General features: G+C 66.7%; 9 protein-coding genes and 1 pseudogene. 2 read left to right on the top strand and 8 right to left on the bottom strand.

The features are described 5' to 3' along the window. Window positions 1–893 (top strand): annotated as a pseudogene (locus D7Y11_RS45335) (IS5 family transposase); the annotation flags it as partial. A gap of 675 nt (window positions 894–1,568) precedes the next feature. On the opposite strand, the gene D7Y11_RS13840 reads toward D7Y11_RS45335, so the two are convergent. From D7Y11_RS13840 to D7Y11_RS13805, 8 genes are all read right to left on the bottom strand, one after another. Further along, window positions 1,569–2,015, bottom strand: a complete 447-nt coding sequence (locus tag D7Y11_RS13840) for a hypothetical protein (protein ID WP_126933928.1) — start codon at window positions 2,013–2,015, stop codon at window positions 1,569–1,571. Between the two features lie 26 nt (window positions 2,016–2,041). Continuing rightward, a complete protein-coding gene (locus D7Y11_RS13835) occupies window positions 2,042–3,592 on the bottom strand; it encodes a hypothetical protein (protein WP_126933927.1) in 1,551 nt (516 codons plus the stop codon). A gap of 17 nt (window positions 3,593–3,609) precedes the next feature. Further along, window positions 3,610–8,322, bottom strand: a complete 4,713-nt coding sequence (locus D7Y11_RS13830; protein WP_126933926.1) for a hypothetical protein — start codon at window positions 8,320–8,322, stop codon at window positions 3,610–3,612. Between the two features lie 79 nt (window positions 8,323–8,401). After that, complete coding sequence (locus D7Y11_RS13825) at window positions 8,402–11,170, bottom strand: hypothetical protein (protein ID WP_126933925.1); 2,769 nt, start codon at window positions 11,168–11,170, stop codon at window positions 8,402–8,404. 12 nt (window positions 11,171–11,182) lie between these two features. Continuing rightward, window positions 11,183–14,464: a DUF6603 domain-containing protein gene (locus D7Y11_RS13820; protein ID WP_126933924.1), complete on the bottom strand. Its 3,282-nt coding sequence runs from the start codon at window positions 14,462–14,464 to the stop codon at window positions 11,183–11,185. 490 nt (window positions 14,465–14,954) lie between these two features. Next, window positions 14,955–16,172: an FAD-dependent monooxygenase gene (locus tag D7Y11_RS13815; protein WP_121752848.1), complete on the bottom strand. Its 1,218-nt coding sequence runs from the start codon at window positions 16,170–16,172 to the stop codon at window positions 14,955–14,957. Between the two features lie 160 nt (window positions 16,173–16,332). After that, on the bottom strand, window positions 16,333–17,214 hold the full coding sequence (locus tag D7Y11_RS13810) for a hypothetical protein (RefSeq protein ID WP_121752847.1): 882 nt from the start codon (window positions 17,212–17,214) through the stop codon (window positions 16,333–16,335). A gap of 31 nt (window positions 17,215–17,245) precedes the next feature. Then, on the bottom strand, window positions 17,246–18,199 hold the full coding sequence (locus D7Y11_RS13805; protein WP_120575885.1) for a LysR family transcriptional regulator: 954 nt from the start codon (window positions 18,197–18,199) through the stop codon (window positions 17,246–17,248). Window positions 18,200–18,309: 110 nt separating this feature from the next. Between D7Y11_RS13805 and D7Y11_RS13800 the strand changes: the two genes are divergently transcribed. Then, on the top strand, window positions 18,310–19,104 hold the full coding sequence (locus D7Y11_RS13800) for an SDR family NAD(P)-dependent oxidoreductase (protein WP_120575884.1): 795 nt from the start codon (window positions 18,310–18,312) through the stop codon (window positions 19,102–19,104). Window positions 19,105–19,196: the final 92 nt, after the last annotated feature.

Raw genomic sequence — 19,196 nt, 5'->3', positions numbered from 1 at the left:
CCCGGCCTTGTACTCCGCCGTGAACTCCCGGCGCGGCCTGCGGGGCTTCCTCTGCTTTTCGTCAGTCGCGGACATCCCGTGCTCCTTCCATCACATCTCGGGTGTCCACGGAACCGGGCCAGGCTCAAGGTATGCTCAACGCGGGCTGTGCGCCGACATGAACTGAGCGATGCCGAGTGGAGCCGCATTGAGCCCCTGCTGGGTGCCAGGAGCGGCCCTCGCTCGAAGCGAGGGGACCGTGACTTCATCAACGCCGTGGTGTGGCGCGTGAAGACCGGCGTGCAATGGCGGGACTTGCCTGAGCGGTTCGGCCACTGGAAGGCAGTCTACAACCGCTTTCACCGTTGGGCGAAGACTGGGCGCTGGGAAGCCATCTTCAAGGCGCTGCAGCTCGATGTGGATGAACTCGGCTCCCTCGCTGACGCATCGGTCGTCCGGGCGCATCAGGACGCCGCGGGCGGAAAAGGGGGATCCGAAGCAATGCTTTGGGGCGTTCTCGAGGAGGTTCTTCAACGAAAGTTCACGCCGTCACAACGACGGGAGGTAAGCCGCTCCACGTTGCGCTGACGCCCGGCCAGCGGCACGAGTCCACAATGGCCGAAGAACTTCTGGTGCACGCCGAGGGCGCTGCCTTCATCGCGGATACCGGCTATGACGCCGACCGCATTCGCGCCAACGTTCGAAAGCTCAGGATGAAGCCTGTCATCCATTCGAACCCGAGCCGCAAGCGGGCGTTGCCGTTAGACCGCACCCTGTACCGGCTACGCTACCGGGTGGAGTGCTTCTTCCTCGACCTCAAGCGCTTTCGTGCTGTCGCCACCCGCTATGACAAGACGGCGACCAGTTACCTCGCCGTCCTGCACGTAGCGTCCATGCTTCTTTGGCTGCGCTAATCAGGGACGGCCCCTACAACGGTGCTCAGAGAGGCTGATCGAGCGAAGCAAGAAGCGCAGCCCTGGAGTGGTCCGCCCCACGGCATCGAAGCAAGAAGGTCTGCTCTGGAGCCCATAAATTGAGGTCATGAGCTCCACTCTCTATGGACTTGAGGCAACGCATTCTTGAGGCGTACCTGGCGCACGAGGGGACGTGGGCAGAGATTGCCTGTCGGTTTCAAATAGGGGGCGCGACAGTGGATCGGCTGAATCCTTTCACGCGACAACTACCTTGACACTCACCGGGATCGCGGTCGGGTCACCCAAGCTGTTCGTAGCGGGGTCGACCATGCGGATCGCGAGCCAAGGAAGTTGGGACGGCGGTCCATTCACCCAAGAAACGATAGGAAGAAACGCGGCCAGTAGGTGGGTCTTGAGCCTACCCGGCCGGTCATTCCGTGCATCCTCGCGTGCCATTGAGCGCAGCCCCGCGGTGCGCCCAGGAACTCGCACGGATGAGCTACCGGAGAGTCGACATGGACAGGTTGAGAGAGTTGGTGCGGCTGCACCGCGGCGGCATCCATGAAGAGTCCATGCCTACTTCATGAGCAGGGCGGATGGCGGACAACGCATAGTGGTCAGGGCGCACACCCCTCACTTGCCCGCTCCCCTCTGCCTACTTCTGACGCAGCAGTGTTAGTTGGCGCCCCACTCGTGCCGCCCGCACCAATGCACCGTGCCGCCGTGGGGATGTTGCTTCCGGCAGCCGTCCCCGCACGTCGGACAAGTTTCGGGGCAGCGCTCCTCGGTTGCATCATCCGCCTCGCTGATGACCCGGAATGTGATGTCGTATCGTGCATCTCCAACCAGGATGCCAATGACACGTTCGACATCCATGTCCTGAAGTAGGTCGATGGTGCCCAGAACGTCGTCTTGATCGGGGAAGTCGCTCTCAGCGATCGTGAGGTCGTTCACGCCGGGTGGGATGAGCCTCTCGACGGTGAGGTCCTTTTGGTCGCCCGCTTGGAATTGCCCGATGGTGAATGTGTCATTGCCAAGGACTCCGTATAGGTCATCGGCACCGAAAGTGTCATCGCTGGCGTTGCACACGACTTTGGTAATCAGGAGATATGCTGGGTGCATGCGGGACCCTCCGAGGGCGTGGCTGATTACGGCGCGCGCAGCTCTTCCAGGACGTCGAAACGCACGGTGCGGCCGGGTGGACTGAGCCGGGGCTTCCGTTGGCGCTGGAGCCAGAGGACCGGCCTGCCGCAGGTATCGCGGGCGAGCATCCATCGGCGCTCGATCGTGAGCCCGTTGGCCGGCACTGTCGCCGGATCCACCCGGTGCAGCTCGCGCGCTGCTGGCGTTCCCGCGAGCAGGACCTCGGCCTGTGGATACGGCATCGGCACGGGTGTCGCTCGCGACAGGTCGGCGAAACCGTGCAGGACGAAGCGCCGAGCGCCGGCGACCTCCTCGATCTCGTAGGGGTGCCAGTAGGGAGCAACGCCGTCCGACGGGACGTAGGCATACTCGCGCGGCTTGGTTCGATCGGCGGACGGCATTCCTTCGTTGAGGCGTGGTGTCGTGATGGAAGGCTCCGTTTTCTGCATCACATCCTGGCCGTCGATCCGCCGCTCGACCGCCCACAGGCGGTTACTGTATTCATCCAGGCCGAATTGCACTTCTTCCAGCACGCCCCCTTCGAGCGGGGTTGCTGCAGTCAGCCACAACGCCAGTCCGCGCGGCTGTCCGGTGGTCCGGAACAGCGACCAGTCTTTCGGCTCCATCAATCCCGGCCAACGCGGCTGGTCTCCTGGGCTGTTGTGGTAGTGGTTCCCGAACGAATCGAACACTTCGACGTCGAGCTGTACGAAGTTGGCCGCGTTGGCGGCGACCGGGAACACGAACCAGTCGTCGCCGTGTGAGAAGATCAGGTCCACCAGCAGCATGGTGGGGAAGTGCGCCGGGTCGGGTGGGTACCCGCCGATGTCGACGGCCGCATTCTCGATCTGCCACCAGCGGCCATGCGGTGCGCCTGGATATTCGAACGGAGTCGCGAAGACCACGTGCTCCTGCTGCTCGCCGTCCGGCTGCGCTGGAATCGTGTCAGGGGGTGTTTCCGCGGAATGCCAGTCGAGCCGCCCTCCGCGGTGTCTGGGAATGTCGAGCCTGCCGACGCCGGAGGGGAAGGAGGCCTCATAGGAGAGCGCCTCGGACTGCCACGTGAACGGCCCTTCCGACGGTGGCCTCTCTCCTGGACCGGCCAGGTCCTGGCCGATGCCGGCCCGCCAAAGCGCACGTCCGTCGAACCGTCCATGAAAGCGGTCATAGGGCGACGGAGGGTGGTCGAAGAGAAATGGGCGACTCTCTAGCGCCTCGGGGTCGATATGGGCGCGCTCGGCAATCGCCGCGCCGATGCGGATACGGCGGCCCATCGTCCACCAGTCGTCGAGTTCGGACTCGATGATGGCCTCGGCTGGTGTGATTGCCGGGTCGAAGCGGGTATCGCCGTCGAAGCCGTCGGGCGCACGAATGGCACTCTGGCGCAGGCGATAGCGGACGGCGACGGGCGAGGTGGCATTCTCGCCCTGGTGCTCGCCCATCTGCCATTGCCTGGCCAGGAACCACAACGGATCGAAGACGGCGGCGTGAAATCCTTCCTGGAGGTCGCGCTCGCCAGGCTTGGGTTCCAACCGGTGATATTGGTCGAAAGGCATCGTCCATCCCCCTTGCGTCAGTCCGTGAGGACGATGCCCGTGTCGAGCTGCGTCGGCATCATCATGGTGGCCCTGAGGTCCTGGTACGGGACCGGTGGTTCGCCGGGATTGGATTTCAACTGCTGCTGGTAGTCGGCGGTGAGGTCTTCCAGTCTCGCTGCCCGTGCATGGCTCAGGGTGCGCGCATCGGCGACGATCGCCGCCAGTGTTTCCGGCGACAGCCAGGTCCTGGCCACGGGCGGAACCGCGAGCAGGATCGCCTGCGGCGCATGGGCGGCGGGCGCGTTGAAGCCGAACGCAGCGCGGGTCGAGCGGCGGAGTGTAGGAACCGTCTCGGTCCAGCCGTCGACGAGGCCGACAGCGATGGTCGTCGCCGCCGTCCATGACGGAGCACCGAAGGCTGCGACGAGGTGCGGAGCCCATGGTTGGGTCTGCTGGCCCCCGGGCGTTACCCCCTCAGAGCGAGCCTTGATGGCTTTGCGTGCTGCTTTCAGTTGCCAGGGGTCGCCAGGTGTATTGCTGAACGGCGCCAGAACCGGAAGGGTGGGGTCGATACCCGTCTCCAGGTTCCAGGCCTCGACCCGGGCGAGGTCGCGGCGGACGGCTGCGACCGTGGTCAGCCAGTCGGTCTCTAGCTCTGCGTCCGGCGCCAGGGCGCAATGCGCGGCGAAGGATTCGCGTTGGATATGCGCGAGGACGATCATGTGCCCGTCGGCCGAGCCAAGCTCGGCGATGGCCCGGGCGATCTCCTGCGGCCGGTGGAGGTTCCGCTCGGCCAGGTCGGTTCCTGCCTGGGTTGCCGATGGTTCGGCCGACGGTGCGGCCTTGAGTCGGCGATCGAGCGCTTCGCGAGCGACCTTGACCAGCGACGCCATGAGCGCACCGTCGCCACCGCCGTCACCGTAGAGAAGGGCGAGGGCGGTGGCCGTTGTGTCGGGTGAACTCTCGGGGAGGAGGCCCCACAGGAGCGACTCGCGAAGCACGTCGAGCCCCGGGACGTCCAGTCGTGCCAGGAGCTCATTGGCTCTGGCCTGCAATCCTTGATAGCGGGTCCGCAGGTCTTCGGCGATGGTGGAGTTCACCCCTGCCATCCAGTCGACTTGGGCTGGTTCTTTGCTTGGACCCGAGGGTGCGAAGTCTTCAGCCGTGGCCGGCGGCCCGCCGAGAAGGCTCACGAGGCCACGCGCCTGGCGGTGCCGCGTCGGGGCAGTGGCCTTGGCACGCGCCGCCGAAGCTCCCGTAGCATCGAGGCCGGGAATGAGGGCCGGAAGCCGCACGCGACTGAGCGCGACGGCGATGCCGTTGAGGATGTCCTCGGGGAGAAGCGCGGCGTCGGCCGGCGTGAGGGCCATGTCGGCAAGCGAGACCGTGTCGGTCGCATCGGGTGGTACTCCGTCCGCTGGTGCGCCAGCCTTCCCCCAGGCGACCTGCCAGCTCCAGCCCGTGGCGAGCGCCCCGTTCATCCACGCTGCGGACGACGCATCAGCAAATGCCGCAGGCCCGGTCGCAGGGCCATCGTCGACGGCGGGCAATACCGACAGGACAGACGCTTTGAGCGCGATGCCACTCTCCGGCGTCTGGACGAATTCGAGCCCGGCAGGTTTTCCCAAGCCGGATGCTGCTTCCATGGCCGCGTTGGCCGCATCCGGCCGGCCGCTGACGACGCTGTGGACAGCCTCGGCAACAAGCAGGTCGCCATAGGCGTCGGCTGCCCGGCGAAGAAGATCAATCCTGGTCCGCCCGTCATCGTCGAGTTGCTCATAAAGGCTGCCGGCACCCTGCTGAAGGGTTGCACTGTGCAGTGCGGCCAACCCGTCGCACACCGTGTTGGGGTCCTGCGGCACGGCATCCGGACGGAGCGGAAACTTCTGGCGCAGATCATCGACACGCTCCCATGTGCCGACCGCCTGTTCGACGCGGCGCCCGAGCGCCTCGTACGGGTGGACGCCGATCCGTACTTCTTCTGCGAGTTCCTCGGCCAGCTGCACCGACTGCGAGTCCAGGGTCATCGCCCAGGGGTTCGCCGCATCCGCATCGCCCTCGAGGCGGCTGGTCAGGTATTTGTCGCGCAGGATCACCGCCGTCAGCGTCTGCGCGTGTGACGGGGTGTGCAGGAGGCCGCCATCGGTCGGTCCTGGCGAGCCGACAAAGGGTCCGTCGAGCCAGCCATAGATGCCAAGGCGGTAATGGGCGCTGGTCGAGTTCTCGGTCGCCTTGGCCCGTCGCGCCGCGATACCAGTGATCCACGGGTCGATGCGATGGGCAGCTGTGTCGAGAGTCGCCCGCAGTGCCCTCTCCAGACCGGCTTCCTTGCGCGGAAGCTCGGCGCGTTGGTCCGCTGTGGCGGAGTCGGGCAGCCTGCGGAGCTCGTGCAGGTCATCAAGCATGCTAGCGACGCGAGCGATGTGCGTCAGCACATCGCTCTGCGTCGTCTGCTCTCTGGACTCGAACAGCCTCCGCGCTTCCTCCACCGCGGTGGCCTTGTTCTGCGGCCAGACCAGTGGGTTGAGCAGAGAGAGCTGCTGACCGCCGGGGCGCCGCTCCTCCTGCTCCTGACCGAGGGCGCCGTTAGTGGTGAATGCGGAGTGAATCAGCAGTCTGACGAGCAGGCTGCGCGGAATCGCGCCACCGAAGGGCGCGAGTGCTCTCCCTGCGATGATGCCTTCCGCGATACTGTCGGTCACTTCCTTCAGCCGAAGTTTCCCACTCAAGCTGGTTGGCCAGATCAATGGGAGCTGTAGGTCGCTCGGCCCGCCGCGGGTGAGATAGAAGCGCTGAGGCTTGCCGGTCGCGAGCTTCGCATCGAAGCGCGCGTAGGTGTCGTGCAGGGTTCGAAACAGCTTTAGGGCGGAAGGCTCGAGGTGACCCTCGAGGATGTAGGGAATCGAGAAGAACTCAGCCGGCAGGAACCATCGATACACATAGCGCCGGGCCATGGCGTCCTTGCCGATGAGGTCCAGGAGCCCGGCTGCATCACGACCACGGACGGTGCCGGTGCGCCTGGCGGCTTGGGCCCAGGCATCTCGCATTTGACGCAGCTGGAGTACCAACGACTCCTCGACGTGGGCTGCGTCATCGGTTGGATCGGCCTCCACCCGCCAGTTGTCGAGGTCCGAGATCGGCAGCAACCCATACGGCTGGTCGCCGATGCGGATGGGACACCACGGTCCCTCCGGCGCCAGATTGGATTGCGCCCACCGTCGCAGGGATTCGGACTCCCCGCGCCTTCCGAAGATGTCGCGCCACTGGTGGCCACGGAGCGCTGGCCACAGTGCCCGCGACAGGATGTGGCTCAACTCAGGCTTCTCTTCCCGAAGCAGGTCCTGGTCCCGAGGCAGGGCTGGGAGCGCATCCCTATTCCCCGTCAGAGCGCCGCCGAGAATGGCTGTCAGTTCCGAGACCTTGGCCCCCGCCATCTCCGCGAGCCTCCGGCTGGCCACTCGCCGCCAGGTGCCCGGGTCGTCGTTCGAAGGAGCCAGCTCGGTCTGGCTGCCCGCGACTGCGTTGGTGGGCATCCCGAGCGGTAGAACCGCCAACTCGCCTGCGTCGGCATGGGCACGAAAGAGCTCGGCCGGCGACTCGTCGCTCTGGCCGGTGACGTAGAGCGACCGGAGCGTGGCCGATGTGCATCCAGCGGGCAAATCGAAGGTCAGCCCAAGACCTACGTCCTTGGCGGCGTCCCAGTCCATCCACCACGCACGCTTCGTGGCGGGGAGCGCTTCGCGCATGAAGTGCCGGTGGCTTGCCTTGATCCGCTCCGTGTCAAGGACGAGCAGCTCCGGATCGATTCGCGTCGCTGGCTTTGAGGGCTGAAGCAGGCGCAGGGCTGGATCGTCACCCCATACGGCCCAGACTTCGATCGACTCCGGAAAGCCGGCGACGCGGTTGGCGACAGGATTGGTGCTTACGCGTCGCTCCTTCGGAACCGCAGCGACTGGCCGACCGGCGGCCAGAGACTCAGGCGTCGGCGGGAATGCCGGGATGAGCCATGCCGCCCGCTGCGGCGTGACCCGGGCGGCAAGCCGCTCCCAGGCCAGACGGGTTTCGGGAAGATCGAAGAGTTCCAAGGGCGGCCGGGTCCACCCGACGAAACCATTCGCCTTCAGCGCTTCGGACCAGAACGTGTTGAGCGCTAGCTCCTCCTCCGTTTCGACCGTTGGGACGTCGCGCCGGATTGACGCCTCATCCGGAAGCACGCGCAGCCAGAGCTTGGTTGCTTCGGGGAAGTAGGTCTCCAGTCGCACTGGCAGGACCACGACGAGATCGTCGAATGGATACGGGTGCGGGTGCGGCCCCGCAAGGAACCAGTCGCGGTAGCCGGCGAAGAGCGCCTCGTTGAAGGCCGCGGCCCCCGTATCGACCCCGCCCGCTGCGATGAGCGCCTCCCGAAATCTCCCGAGCCACACCTCGTCGGGCTGACCATCCGGAGCAACGTCCAGCAGAAAGTCGAGCGCTTCCGTGGTGCGTGCTTCTTCGCCGAGAGCGCGCAGTGTGGGATCGCTCAGGATCCTGGCGCGGGCTCCCTGGCCCAGGCTGAACCATCTCCCGAGTGCCTGCCGCCCCTGCTCCCGGACGGTTCGGTCCGAGACTTCCCAGCCGGGTGCGGTTTGCAGCAGGTCGCGCTCCGACTGGAGCTCTGCCGCGAGGGCCGCATCCGGCATGGCGAGCGCCGCCGAATGTGCGGCGTCCAGCCGTGCGAGGCGCTGTTCTACATAGCGTGGCTTTTCCATTTCCCCTCCCGGCCTGCGCGGGGCCGTTCCTCAAGACGTGTTGACCGGCTGGGCGGCGGCGCGATCGGCGCCGGGCCCGTCAGCCTGTGTGCTCGTCAGGGCATCGCAGGCCCTGCGCGGCCAGGTGGCTGCCGACGAAGGCGACGCGGGTGTGCTTGTCGATGCATTTGACGGCCACATCCGCGCCGTTGGTGTCCCCGCTCGCCAGAGGCTCGTTGTTGCGGAACCGCAGCTCGGCCGGAGGCTCATCGAGGACGAGCTGGTACTGCTCGAGAGTGTCGGGGTCGATGTCGAACGCGAAGAACACGATGTCAGGCTCGAGCTCGCCCTGGTAGATGGGGCCGAGATCCGTACGGGCCTGCGGCGCCTCCCCCTCCGCGGCACGCAGGTCAGGGCCCAGCTTCAATGCGTCACCCGTGCGTTTGCTCAAATAGACGAGGGTCCCCGGATATCGTCGGAAGAGGTCGGTGCGGAAGACGATCACCACGTCCTCGCGGCCGGTCGGATCTCCCGGCCGAGTCCACTGGTGGCTCTTGTCGCCAAGTGGCCTGCCCGCATCCCACTTGTTGATCGGAAGGATGTCCGGCTGCCGCTGCTTCGTTGCGTAGTCGAGCTGGCCCCAGAACTGGAGGAGGGGCGTACAGGTGCGATCAACCGGCAGATTGCGCCAGTGCATCTCCGCCAGGAACTGGCTGTTGAGGCCCGCCATGAATGCCGCGATGAAGCGCGGGTTGGTCTTGAGCGCGATGACGGAGTGCTTCTCCAGGGCGCCGACTCCGGGCAGCAGCCACTCCTTGTCGTGGCGATTGAGGAGCGTCCAGGTCGGCAGTTTGATGCTGACAGGCATCTCCTGCGGCCCGAGAATGTCCAATCGAAGGCCTTGGATTGTCGACTCGACGCGTCGCCAGCCTGGTGGGCGCGGGCGATTGGGGTCCAGCATCTCGCCGATTCGGTCGACCAGCAGGCCGAGGTTGCGTGGCCTTCGCGGATCGATGGGTGGCGCGACGGACGACAGGAGGCAGCCGAGCTGGGCCGAGGGTACCTCCGAGAAGGCATCAGTGCCTGCCATGCCACCGAGGCCTCCCTGTCCGAGACCAGCTGCCTCGAGCCTGCCGGCGAGGAGTGCTTCGCAGAAAATGGCCCGTGACGCTGGCTCATGGCCGTGACGGAGGATGCGAAGGAGGACGGTCATGGCGTCGCAAGTGAACCCGGCGAGTTCGTCCTCTCCAAGCAGGCGACGGAGCTCGGGGATGAACTCGTTGTTCGGCCAGATGTCGTCGATAATCCGCCCGAGAAAACGGTCGGAGAGATTCCAGACCTGAGGGGGGATGGGCCCGGTGACGACGAGGTCGTCCGGGCGCGGGAGGTCCATGGCAGCGGCGACGCCGTCCATGTCGAAGGGGGATGCCGGGACGGGGGCTGGCGGCGCGACAACGCGGTTGGCGGCGTCAGCAAGGGCGCCGGCCGAGCGGTACGAACCGTCGGGCTTGCCGTCGGCGCCGCGCGTGCGCGCCGTTCCGCGGCGGAGGACACGCATCGCCGCGCTCGTCAGGAACGCCTGCGGCAGGGGACTGTCGGCGCCAGTGGTCGCGGCTTGAACGCTGCCCGCGGACGTCTCCATGCGGGCGGTGGCCGGACCGAACACGCGGAGCCGCCGGCCGGTGTCCGCCGGAAGTCGGTGTTTCCACAGGGTGCGCGCCACCTCGAGTCCCATCGCCAGCTGGGCAATCCGCTGCAGGGCGGCATTCAGCTCTCCCATCTGCTGGACGGCCGCGCCGACCAGGTCCTCTTGCGCCTCGCGGCCGATCCACCCGCCAAGCCCGGCAGTGCCGCGGAGGCGATGGTCGCCGTTGAGGTTCTTGCGCCACTCAGCCAGATCGCCATCCTTCAGCCAGGGGCGGCCGTAGTCTGGGAGTCCGATGATGGTGCGGGGCGGATGGCCGGGCGGTGGCTTGTCGATCGCGGGTGTCTGCAACGCCGCGAGATCGGCTATGGCGGGAGCCGGGGGAGCCGACTCGCTCTCCAGAGAGCCGATGGCGCCGCGCATCGACAGGAGTAACGGCTTGCCAGTCGCCGGGTCATTCACGCGTGGCAGGCGGAGGTCGACTCTCCCCAAGCCCAATGCCTCGCGCGGCTGGATGGCGGTCGCCAGGGTCTCGAAGTCGCCCTCCTCGCCCGTCCAGAAGGTCCAGGAATGGTAGACCGGGAGTGTGTTGGGGAATGACGGGCCACCCCACTGCGGCTTGCCGTGTTCGTCGAACGTTCCCACGATCGCGGCGATGTACTCGGTCTGAGGAAGCAGGCCCGATGATCCGTCGAGCGACTGTCCGCGGAGCCCTAACAACCGGGAGATCCTCCGCGGCTCACCGGTCCCATTCGGTGTCTCCTGCACGTGCGCCCAGCGCTCCGCATTGGCGAACGGATACGCCTTCAGCACGGCTTCGGCCTTGCCAGGTGCAAACGTCAGGAGATTGCCTGCAACGCTGAATTCGTCACGCGTGCCAACGAGGAGCGCGAGCCATGGGCGAATGGGCTGCTTCTCGTCAGGAGAGTAGCGCCATGGCAGGTCCGACGCCCGCAAGTCGGCATGCACCAGCTTGGTCGTCTCGGCATCGCGCGCGTAAGGCGGCGGGGCCATGAGGATGACCGAACCTGGCTGCAGGCCCGTGACGTCTCCCGGGCCGGCGAGGTGAACGTCAAGCGTCCTTGCGTCCTCTGTTTCCGCGGACCCCTTCTTCTTCAGATGCAGGGTGAGAGGCACCACACCGCGCCCGTCCACCTGTCGCTTGATGAGCGCAGTGAGCCGGGTCTGTTGGTGCGCGTAGAAGGTCAGGGGGGCTTCGGCCATGACATTTCTCCGTTAGACGCCGGTGAGGTCGAGCTTGCCGTCGGTGACGGATGCCGCGAACCCCTTCGCCTGGCGAGCCTGCAGGAAAGCCTGGGCGGGAGACACGGCGTCATTGCCTGGCAGGGTGCCACCCACCCGCGCGACCGCTTTCCATGTTTCGCCGCGAACCGTCACCTTGCCGGGCCCACCGTCGCTCGGTGGGACGGAGTTGCGCTGCTCTGCCATCTTCGACAGGAGCGCGGGCACGAAGTGGCTCGCGAGATCGAGGGCGACGCTGCTGAGCTTGCGGAGGTCGGGAACGATGGTGAGGTCCAAATTGAGAGAAGGTTGTTTGCCAAGAGCCGGGATGAGGAGACCCATCTCGCTCTTCAACCCCGATGGACGCGGCTGGAAGAGTGCGTTGTTGAGTGCCTCCGACGGAGCGAGTGTTGCAAACGTCCCGAACGCGAACTGGTCGAACTCGTCTTCGAAGGGAAGGTCGGGGCAGGACACCGAGTAGTGCTCGGTATTCTCAAGCAATTGCCCGCGGAAGCGCTGCAGGTCGGTATTCAGGGGTGCCAGCTTCTGTTCCCAGACGACCCTGCTGTTCGGCAGCACCAGGACGCCGGTGTTGACGGACTCCCCTTGGAGGAAGCGGTCTCGCCTCAGGAAGACATCGGGATCATCGCCCTCACTCCGCATATTCCTAACATTGAGCTCGGCCACCAGGTCCTCCCGTGCCGAAGGCAGCCGTTTCTCGCTCTCGCCGCCACCAGGCCCGAGCCGGAACGTCGCGCTGCCGGAGACACGGACGAAGAGAACCTTGATCGAAGCGCGGGCCCGGAGCGTGATTGGCCCCGGCCCGGACAGCTGCCCCTGGACGCGGGCACTGGCGACCGACACGTCCCCAAAGGTGATCTCGAACCCAGCGTCGATGTCCGCCTGGAAGTAGAACGGCTTGAACTGGATGAGCGCGTCGAACTTGAACCAGCCGTGGGCGCGCAAGGGCCCAAGACGCAGCCTGGCCTCGACAGCCGAGCCGAGCTGGAAGGTGTTGCTGGTGAATGCGAGATACATCTCCGTGCGCATCCAGATGTCTGCAACGACGCTCAGCGACAGCGAGGTGCCGACGCGCGCCAGCTGCGGGAAGTTCATCGGAGCCGGGTTGAAGCTGGGATGAAAGCCGCCGACACTCAGCGCGAAATAGCCTCTGGCGCCGTAGCACAGGCGGAACGCCATGTTCCCGGTGATGTCAAAAATGCCGAGGACGCGCGAATCGACCAGCGCAGCATCGAAGAAGATGAGTTCGGCCTGAGCATCGATGCCGCCTATGAAGTCCATCCGCAGGTACATCAGTGCCAGGTCTTTCGAAAGACCGATCGTCGCCCGTGCTGAGCCTGCGAGGACGATTGCCCGCGGACCCGGCAGCTCGATGACGAGTGCGGCATCGAGCCGGAGGATGGAGAGCCAGCTCAGCTGCAGCGTTGGTCCGACGACATGAGAGCCGTGTCGCGTCGGAAAGAACTTCTCGAGGTCGCCGAGGAGCACCGGTGCGTTTCGGCTTGGGTCGTCGCAGAAGAGGACATTGCCGGCCGCCCCGCTCGCCAGGCGATCGCGCAGCAGCTCCAGGTCCATGCCGCGGTGGATGCCGACGATCCCGCCGACTCCGGTGATCATGAAACCGAAGCCGAGCTGGATGCCAGCCGGGAAGCGCGCGCCCAGCACTGCGATGAAGGAGAGCCCTCCGCCCTCGCGCTCTTTCAGGATGCCGAAGGCAAAGACGTCGAGCGTCAGCAGCCTCAGAGAGAGCACGCCGGCATAGCTGTTGAGCCCGCTCTGTGTCTGGACTTCGAGGAAGCCACCGCCGCGGACAGGCCCTGCGTCGACCACGATGCCGATTCTGGTGGGCGCCAGCGCCCCGGCGGCTGCACCGCCCCCGGTGATGCCTAGGAAAGCACCGGCGCCGTCGGCGGTGAGCCGCAGCGGCCCGATCTCCGCGGTGGCGCTCGTCCGCAGTTCGATGCGAAAGTCGCGCGTGTCGAGCGACTTGCTCAGCCGAGCGGCCACCCGCTCGATCTTGATGCCAGCGCCGCTTCCGCCGACTTGGAGGTTGAGCGGATGGACGAACTGGACCGCAAGCGAGCCGTCGCCGCCAGCTTCGCCGGTCCGGACCTGCAACCCTGCGCCCTGAGAATAGCCAATAGAGAGGTCACTCTTGAACCGCAGGCTTCCGGGCAGCGAAGCGACGGCGCCGAGCATCCGCAGGACAGACGGCACCTCAAGCGCCAGCATCACCTGGTCGAGCTGAACTCCAAGGGCGAAGAATGTGTCGCCAGGCGTCTTCGACAGCCGCACCGCCGCGCTGATTCGACCGATCTCGAGGCGTGTACCGTCTTCATCGCCAATGACGACATCCGGTCCTCCACCCAGCCCGCGTTTCATCTCCAGGCTCAAGTCGGTGCTGGAGCGCACGGCCTGATTCCAACCGGACGTCGAGTTCCATTCGAGGTGGTAGTCGCTGCCTGCGCCCGTGTCCGGTGCGCCCGGGGTGAATGAGAGGGTCCAGCCGCTGCCGAGATCGACGGACGTCGCCGCCAGAGAGGCGACGTCATTGACCCGGAACTTCAGCGCGACCGTACTCGGCGGGCTCAGTTCGCTCACCTCTGCAGAGACGCGGCCAAAAGTCTCGGCTGGCGGGTGGGTGACCGCATGCAGCAGTTCCTCGAACGTCCGAGCCGTATGGACAGTCGTCGGGAGGGTGATGGTTGCCGGTGAATTCGCCAGCGCATCGATTACGTCCCCCAAGCCTGCTGATTGTGGACCGCCGGGCAGCGACTGGAAGCCGTCATTCACATACTCCAGTGCGAGGAGCAGTTTCGGCGCCGTCGCAAGCAGGACGATGAGGGACTTGAGCTTCTTCGGGTTGGTGGCCTTGGTGAGCCACCATTGCAAGTCGTCGGCGCTTGCGCCGTGGGTGCGCAAGAGTTGCTTGACCCGCTCCTGGTCGATGGTGAATGACTGCACGCGCACCGGGTTCGAGCCCGGCACGTAGGCCACACGGATGACGCCGAGGAGGACAAGGGCTTCGGCGAGACGTGGCAGCCGCTGCTGTGTCATCCGGACGATGAGAGTGTCGCGGACGGATTCCTGGAGAGCGTCCCAGGCCTGCAGGAACTCCTCGATGTCGTCCCAGTTGTTGACCGTAATGCCGAGAGGGTTGTCTGGTATGGCGTCGAGGACGGCCGGGGCAGGGGACGGCTCTCCCGTGCGTACTTCGCGCAGCGCATCCGCAAGAATTGTCAGGATCGAGGCCATCGGTCGCTCGTCCGTGCGAGGAAAGTCTGGAGGAACGGTCCTGAGAGGGGGAGCGCTCCTCCCGAACGCGTCGGCCGCGGTTCCGATCCTGTTCGACCTATCTGCTGGCTGAGCGCCAGTCCGCTGTTTGTCGACTCCGCTTCAACGTCGTTGAAGACGCGATGGCGCTCGGGCCGGAATCGAGCCGCGAGCGCCGTGTTCGCCATCGCGGTGTTGAAGGTCCTGGCCAGGATCGAGGCGGAGGGACTCGCAACCATCGAGGGAGACCGTATGCTGCGACCGGAGAGAGCGGTGCCTCTGACACCAGCAAGGAGGGAATGGCGGAGCTGCGGGCCTTGCTCGCACTCCGAGCGCAGTGAGCGCTTCAGTCGCGGACGTGGGCCCCAGTGGCCGACCATCAAGATGGCGAAACGCTTCGGCATCATACCCCCCGCCTGTGCGTTGCTTCCCGCGTGGTACACGACTTCATTCCTGTAATCGCGACGTCTCCCTAGCCCGGCGGTGGAGCCCCCAGCACCACCGCGCCGCGGCCCCGGCGCTGCTCGCGGACCCACTGCTTGGAGGAGTGGAGCTTGCGCAGCGCGCCTCGCAGCGAGGGCTGCTGGCTGGCCATGAGCAGCAGGTAGCTCCACACGGAGCTGCCCCGGCGGTTCAGCAGCGAATGGGCGAACTGGGTCGCGTCCTGGTTCACGTAGTTGGGGACGTTCTCGAACCACTCGGAGCTGCTGCGCGCCGCCAGCTGGATGGCCAGCAGGGAGGCGCGCCGCTCCTCGTCATACGCCTCCAGCGCGGTGGGCACGTCCGGCTGCGTTCGCAGCTGCCGCGCCAGCCCGATGGCGTCCTGCATGGCCAGCTTCGTCCCGGAGCCGATGGAGAAGTGCGTGGTGTGCGCGGCGTCCCCCATGAGCACCACGTTGTCGTGGTACCAGCGCTCGTTGGTGATGCGCTTGAAGTTGAGCCATGGCGCCCGGCCCATGCCCTTCAGCTGGTTGAACAGCGACTTGCCCTGGAGCCGGCTCTGGAAGATGCCCTCCAGCTTCCGGAGCGTCTCATCCGGTCCCAGCGCGTCGAAGCCCAACGCCTTCCAGGTCGACTCCTGGCACTCCACGATGCAGGTGCTGGTCTCGCTGTTGAAGCGGTAGCCGTGGAACCAGAGCCATCCGGCGGGCGTCTCCTCGAAGGCGAAGGTGAAGGCGTCGAACACCTTGTCGGTGCCCAGCCAGATGTACTTGTTGCGTCCCTCTTCCACGTGCGTCTGGAAGTGATGGGCATGGCGCTGGCGCAGCCGGCTGTTGACGCCGTCACAGGCGACGACGAGGTCCGCGTCCATGAACGCGGCAAGGTCCGTGACGTCGTGCTCGAAGCGGACGTCCACGCCCAGCCCCCTCGCCCGCCGGATGAGGATGTCCAGCAGCCGGTCCCGTCCCAACGCGAAGCCATAGCCGCCGATGTGCGTCGCGTACCGGCCCCGCAGGTGCACCTCCTGCGTGTCCCAGCGCGCCGCGGCCTGGGCGATCCGCTGCGCGCTCACCGGGTCGTTGCGGAAGAGGTCGTCCAGCAGGTCATCCCAGAACACGACGCCCCAGCCATACGTCATGCCCGGTGGGTTGCGCTCGACGACGGTGACGTCGTGCTTCGGGTTGGACAGCTTCGCCAGGATCGAGAAATAGAGCCCGGCAGGGCCTCCGCCAACACAGACCATCTTCATCGAATCCCCCCAGCGCGCGAACGGCCCGGATGCTACCGGCCTGTCAGGGAAATCGACGCTGGCCGGAAGCGCTGTCTGTCGTTGCAGGCAGGACAGAAGGGCTGGGGGACGATTCAGGAGCGGACGGTGCGGCGGCCTGTCAGGGCATCGCCGCCCGGGCTCAGTGTCCGCGCACCGCGAAGATGGGATGGGCGAGCTCCCGGGGGAAGTAGTTGATGGTCCCGAACTCGTCCCCCAGTTGGTCTCCGCCGACGGCCAGGGGATTGCCGTAGACGTTGCTCAGCATGCTCGCGCCCCGGGAAGTCATCGTCAGCAGCGGGAGGTAGGGATGCTCCTCCTTGTAGACCGGGACGAACAGGTCCTCGTCATAGCGGCGGATGTAATTGATGATCCACAGCCGGTTCATCCGCAGGGAGTAGACGGCATTGCGCCGCGGGTAGCCCGCGTCTTCATGGGAGGTGAACTCGGCGATGTCCGGTTCGATGAGGTGCGCGTCGTGGCTCTTGTCCGCTTCGATGTTGCTTGGGTACTCCTTCAGGTGGAAGAGGAACAGGATGTCCGGCTGGGGTCCGGAGACGTCGTAGACCAGGTGGCAGTGGAAGAGGTCCGCGCGACTGAAGGTGACGGCGCACTTCGTCCAGAGGTGATTGCCGCTCTCCGCCCCGGCCTTCACCGCCTGGAAGAGGCTGACCACGAACGCTTCGATCTTCGGCTGCTTGAACAGTCGCCACTCGGTGCCGACCTTCGCGCCCCACTTGGCGATGTGATTCGCGACGGTCCTCTGCTGGCTGTCCTTCTGCCGGAGCCCCGCGGGGTTGCGCTGGGCGGGGTTGCGATTGCCATCCGCCTCCTGGTCCAGCGCGACGTCGGTGACGACCGTGCTGTGCGCCCCTCCCGCGAGCAGCGCGCAGACCGCGCCAACGTTCGCGTTGCTCAGGGCGGCCATCAGCTCCGCGGGCGGCTTCGGTGGCGTCACCACGTGGACGTAGGCGCTGCTCGTGGACTGCTGCTTCAACAACCGGACGGTGGCTTCCTCGGCCATGGCGTGTCTTCCCTGAAAGGTGAAACGCGCATCATACTCCGAGTGAAGAGGATTTCCGGCTCGCGCGGCGGCGTCTCGCGCCCACGGACCCCGGGGGCAGGTGGAGGTGCTCGTCCAGGAACGCGAGGAAGGCCGCGAGCCGGCGGCCCGGTTCGCGCCCGGCGGTGTGGACCGCGTGCAGGTCGATGTCCGGCAGCGTGAAGCGGTCCAGCGCGGACACCAGGTGGCCGGAGGCGAGCAGTGCCTCCACGTCCCAGGTGGACTTGAGGATGACGCCCGCGCCCGCCAGGGCCCAGTCCTTCAGCACGCCGCCGTCGTTGGCGGTCCGGTCCCCGGACACGCGCACGTGGAAGACGCGGCCGTCCTCGTCGCGGAACGCCCAGCTCGTCTGCGGCGCGCCCGGACGCGCGAGCACCAGGCAGTTGTGGCGCGTCAGGTCCGTGGGCTTGCGAGGCGGCGGGTTGCGGGCCCAGTACGCGGGCGCCGCGCACACCACGCGCCGGCCGGAGACGATGCGCCGCGCAGTCAGCCGCGAGTCCGCCAGCTGCCCGAAGCGCAGCGCCACGTCGATGCCCTCCTCGATGAGGTCCAGCACCCCGTCGCTCAGCACCAGCTCCACGCGCACCCCCGGATGGAGCCGGAGGAATGCGTCCACCAGCGGGGCCACCCGCGCGCGGCCGAAGTCGTTGGTGGCGGTGACGCGCAGGAGGCCGGTGAGGGGACCCTCGCGCCCGCCCACGCCCGCCTCGCTCTCCGCCAGGTCGGTGAGGATGCGCTGACAGTCCGCGCGGTAGCCCTCGCCCTCGGGTGTCAGCGACAGCCGCCGCGTGGACCGGGCGAGCAGCCGCACCCCCAGCCGTGCCTCCAGGCGCTGGAGTCCCAGCGTCACCGTGGAAGGCGCCACGCCCCGGGCTCGCGCGACGGCGGACAAGCTGCCCCGCCGGGCGATGTCGAGGAACAGCTCCATCTCGTCGAAGCGATCCATTGTTCGAAACTATCGAATGCTGGTTTGCACGGCGTGGCCATTGTTTCGGAGGCTCGCGGACCGCATACCCAGGAGCCTCAGGCCGTACTCCTCTTTTCCCGGGACACCCCATGCGCATCGAACTCACTGGAAGGATTGCCCTCGTCACCGGCTCCACGGCCGGCATCGGCCTGGCCACGGCGAAGGGGCTGGCGGCGGCGGGCGCCACGGTCATCGTCAACGGCCGCACGCAGGCGGCGGTGGACCGGGCCATCGCGGCGGTGCGCGAGGCGGCCCCGGGCGCCACGGTGAAGGGCTTCGCGGGAGACCTGAGCACGGCGGAGGCCACCACGGCGCTCGTCGCGGCGCACCCCCACTGCGACGTCCTCATCAACAACCTGGGCATCTTCGGACCGAAGGACTTCTTCGACGTGTCCGATGAGGACTGGAGCCACTTCTTCGAGGCGAACGTGCTGTCCGGCGTGCGGCTGTCGCGCGCGTACCTGCCGGGGATGCAGAAGCAGGGCTGGGGCCGCGTGGTGTTCGTCTCCTCCGAGTCCGCGCTGAACATCCCCACGGAGATGATCCACTACGGCGTCACCAAGACGGCGCAGCTGTCCGTCGCGCGCGGCCTGGCCAAGCGCATGGCGGGGACGGGCGTCACGGTCAACTCCGTGCTGCCGGGGCCCACCCTCTCCGAGGGCGTCCGCACGATGTTCCGCGAGGAGCACGAGAAGTCGGGCCGGTCCTTCGAGGACCTCGCCGTGGACTTCATCCAGGCGAACCGGCCCAGCTCCATCCTCCGCCGCCCCTCCAGCGTGGAGGAGGTGGCGAACATGATTGTCTACGTCGCGTCACCCCAGGCCTCCGCCACCACCGGCGCCGCGCTGCGGGTCGACGGGGGCGTGGTGGACTCCATCGCCTGAGCGCGACGAAAAAGGGACCCTCCGGTCGCGGAGCCGGCGGTGGGGCGTCGCGTGTGCAACAGTGCGGGCAGCCGGTGGGGTTCAGGGACGGG

This window comes from Corallococcus sp. AB018 (genome assembly GCF_003986945.1).
In the GTDB taxonomy this organism is placed as follows: Bacteria; Myxococcota; Myxococcia; order Myxococcales; family Myxococcaceae; genus Corallococcus; species Corallococcus exiguus.
This window is presented reverse-complemented; position numbering and strand designations above follow the sequence as displayed.

Bases quoted from the DNA above. Each gene is read 5' to 3' on its own strand.
- D7Y11_RS13815 (WP_121752848.1), bottom strand. From the start codon at position 16,172: ATGAAGATGGTCTGTGTTGGCGGAGGCCCTGCCGGGCTCTATTTCTCG.
- D7Y11_RS13810 (WP_121752847.1), bottom strand. From the start codon at position 17,214: ATGGCCGAGGAAGCCACCGTCCGGTTGTTGAAGCAGCAGTCCACGAGC.
- D7Y11_RS13835 (WP_126933927.1), bottom strand. From the start codon at position 3,592: ATGCCTTTCGACCAATATCACCGGTTGGAACCCAAGCCTGGCGAGCGC.
- D7Y11_RS13805 (WP_120575885.1), bottom strand. From the start codon at position 18,199: ATGGATCGCTTCGACGAGATGGAGCTGTTCCTCGACATCGCCCGGCGG.
- D7Y11_RS13800 (WP_120575884.1), top strand. From the start codon at position 18,310: ATGCGCATCGAACTCACTGGAAGGATTGCCCTCGTCACCGGCTCCACG.
- D7Y11_RS13830 (WP_126933926.1), bottom strand. From the start codon at position 8,322: ATGGAAAAGCCACGCTATGTAGAACAGCGCCTCGCACGGCTGGACGCC.
- D7Y11_RS13840 (WP_126933928.1), bottom strand. From the start codon at position 2,015: ATGCACCCAGCATATCTCCTGATTACCAAAGTCGTGTGCAACGCCAGC.
- D7Y11_RS13820 (WP_126933924.1), bottom strand. From the start codon at position 14,464: ATGGCCTCGATCCTGACAATTCTTGCGGATGCGCTGCGCGAAGTACGC.
- D7Y11_RS13825 (WP_126933925.1), bottom strand. From the start codon at position 11,170: ATGGCCGAAGCCCCCCTGACCTTCTACGCGCACCAACAGACCCGGCTC.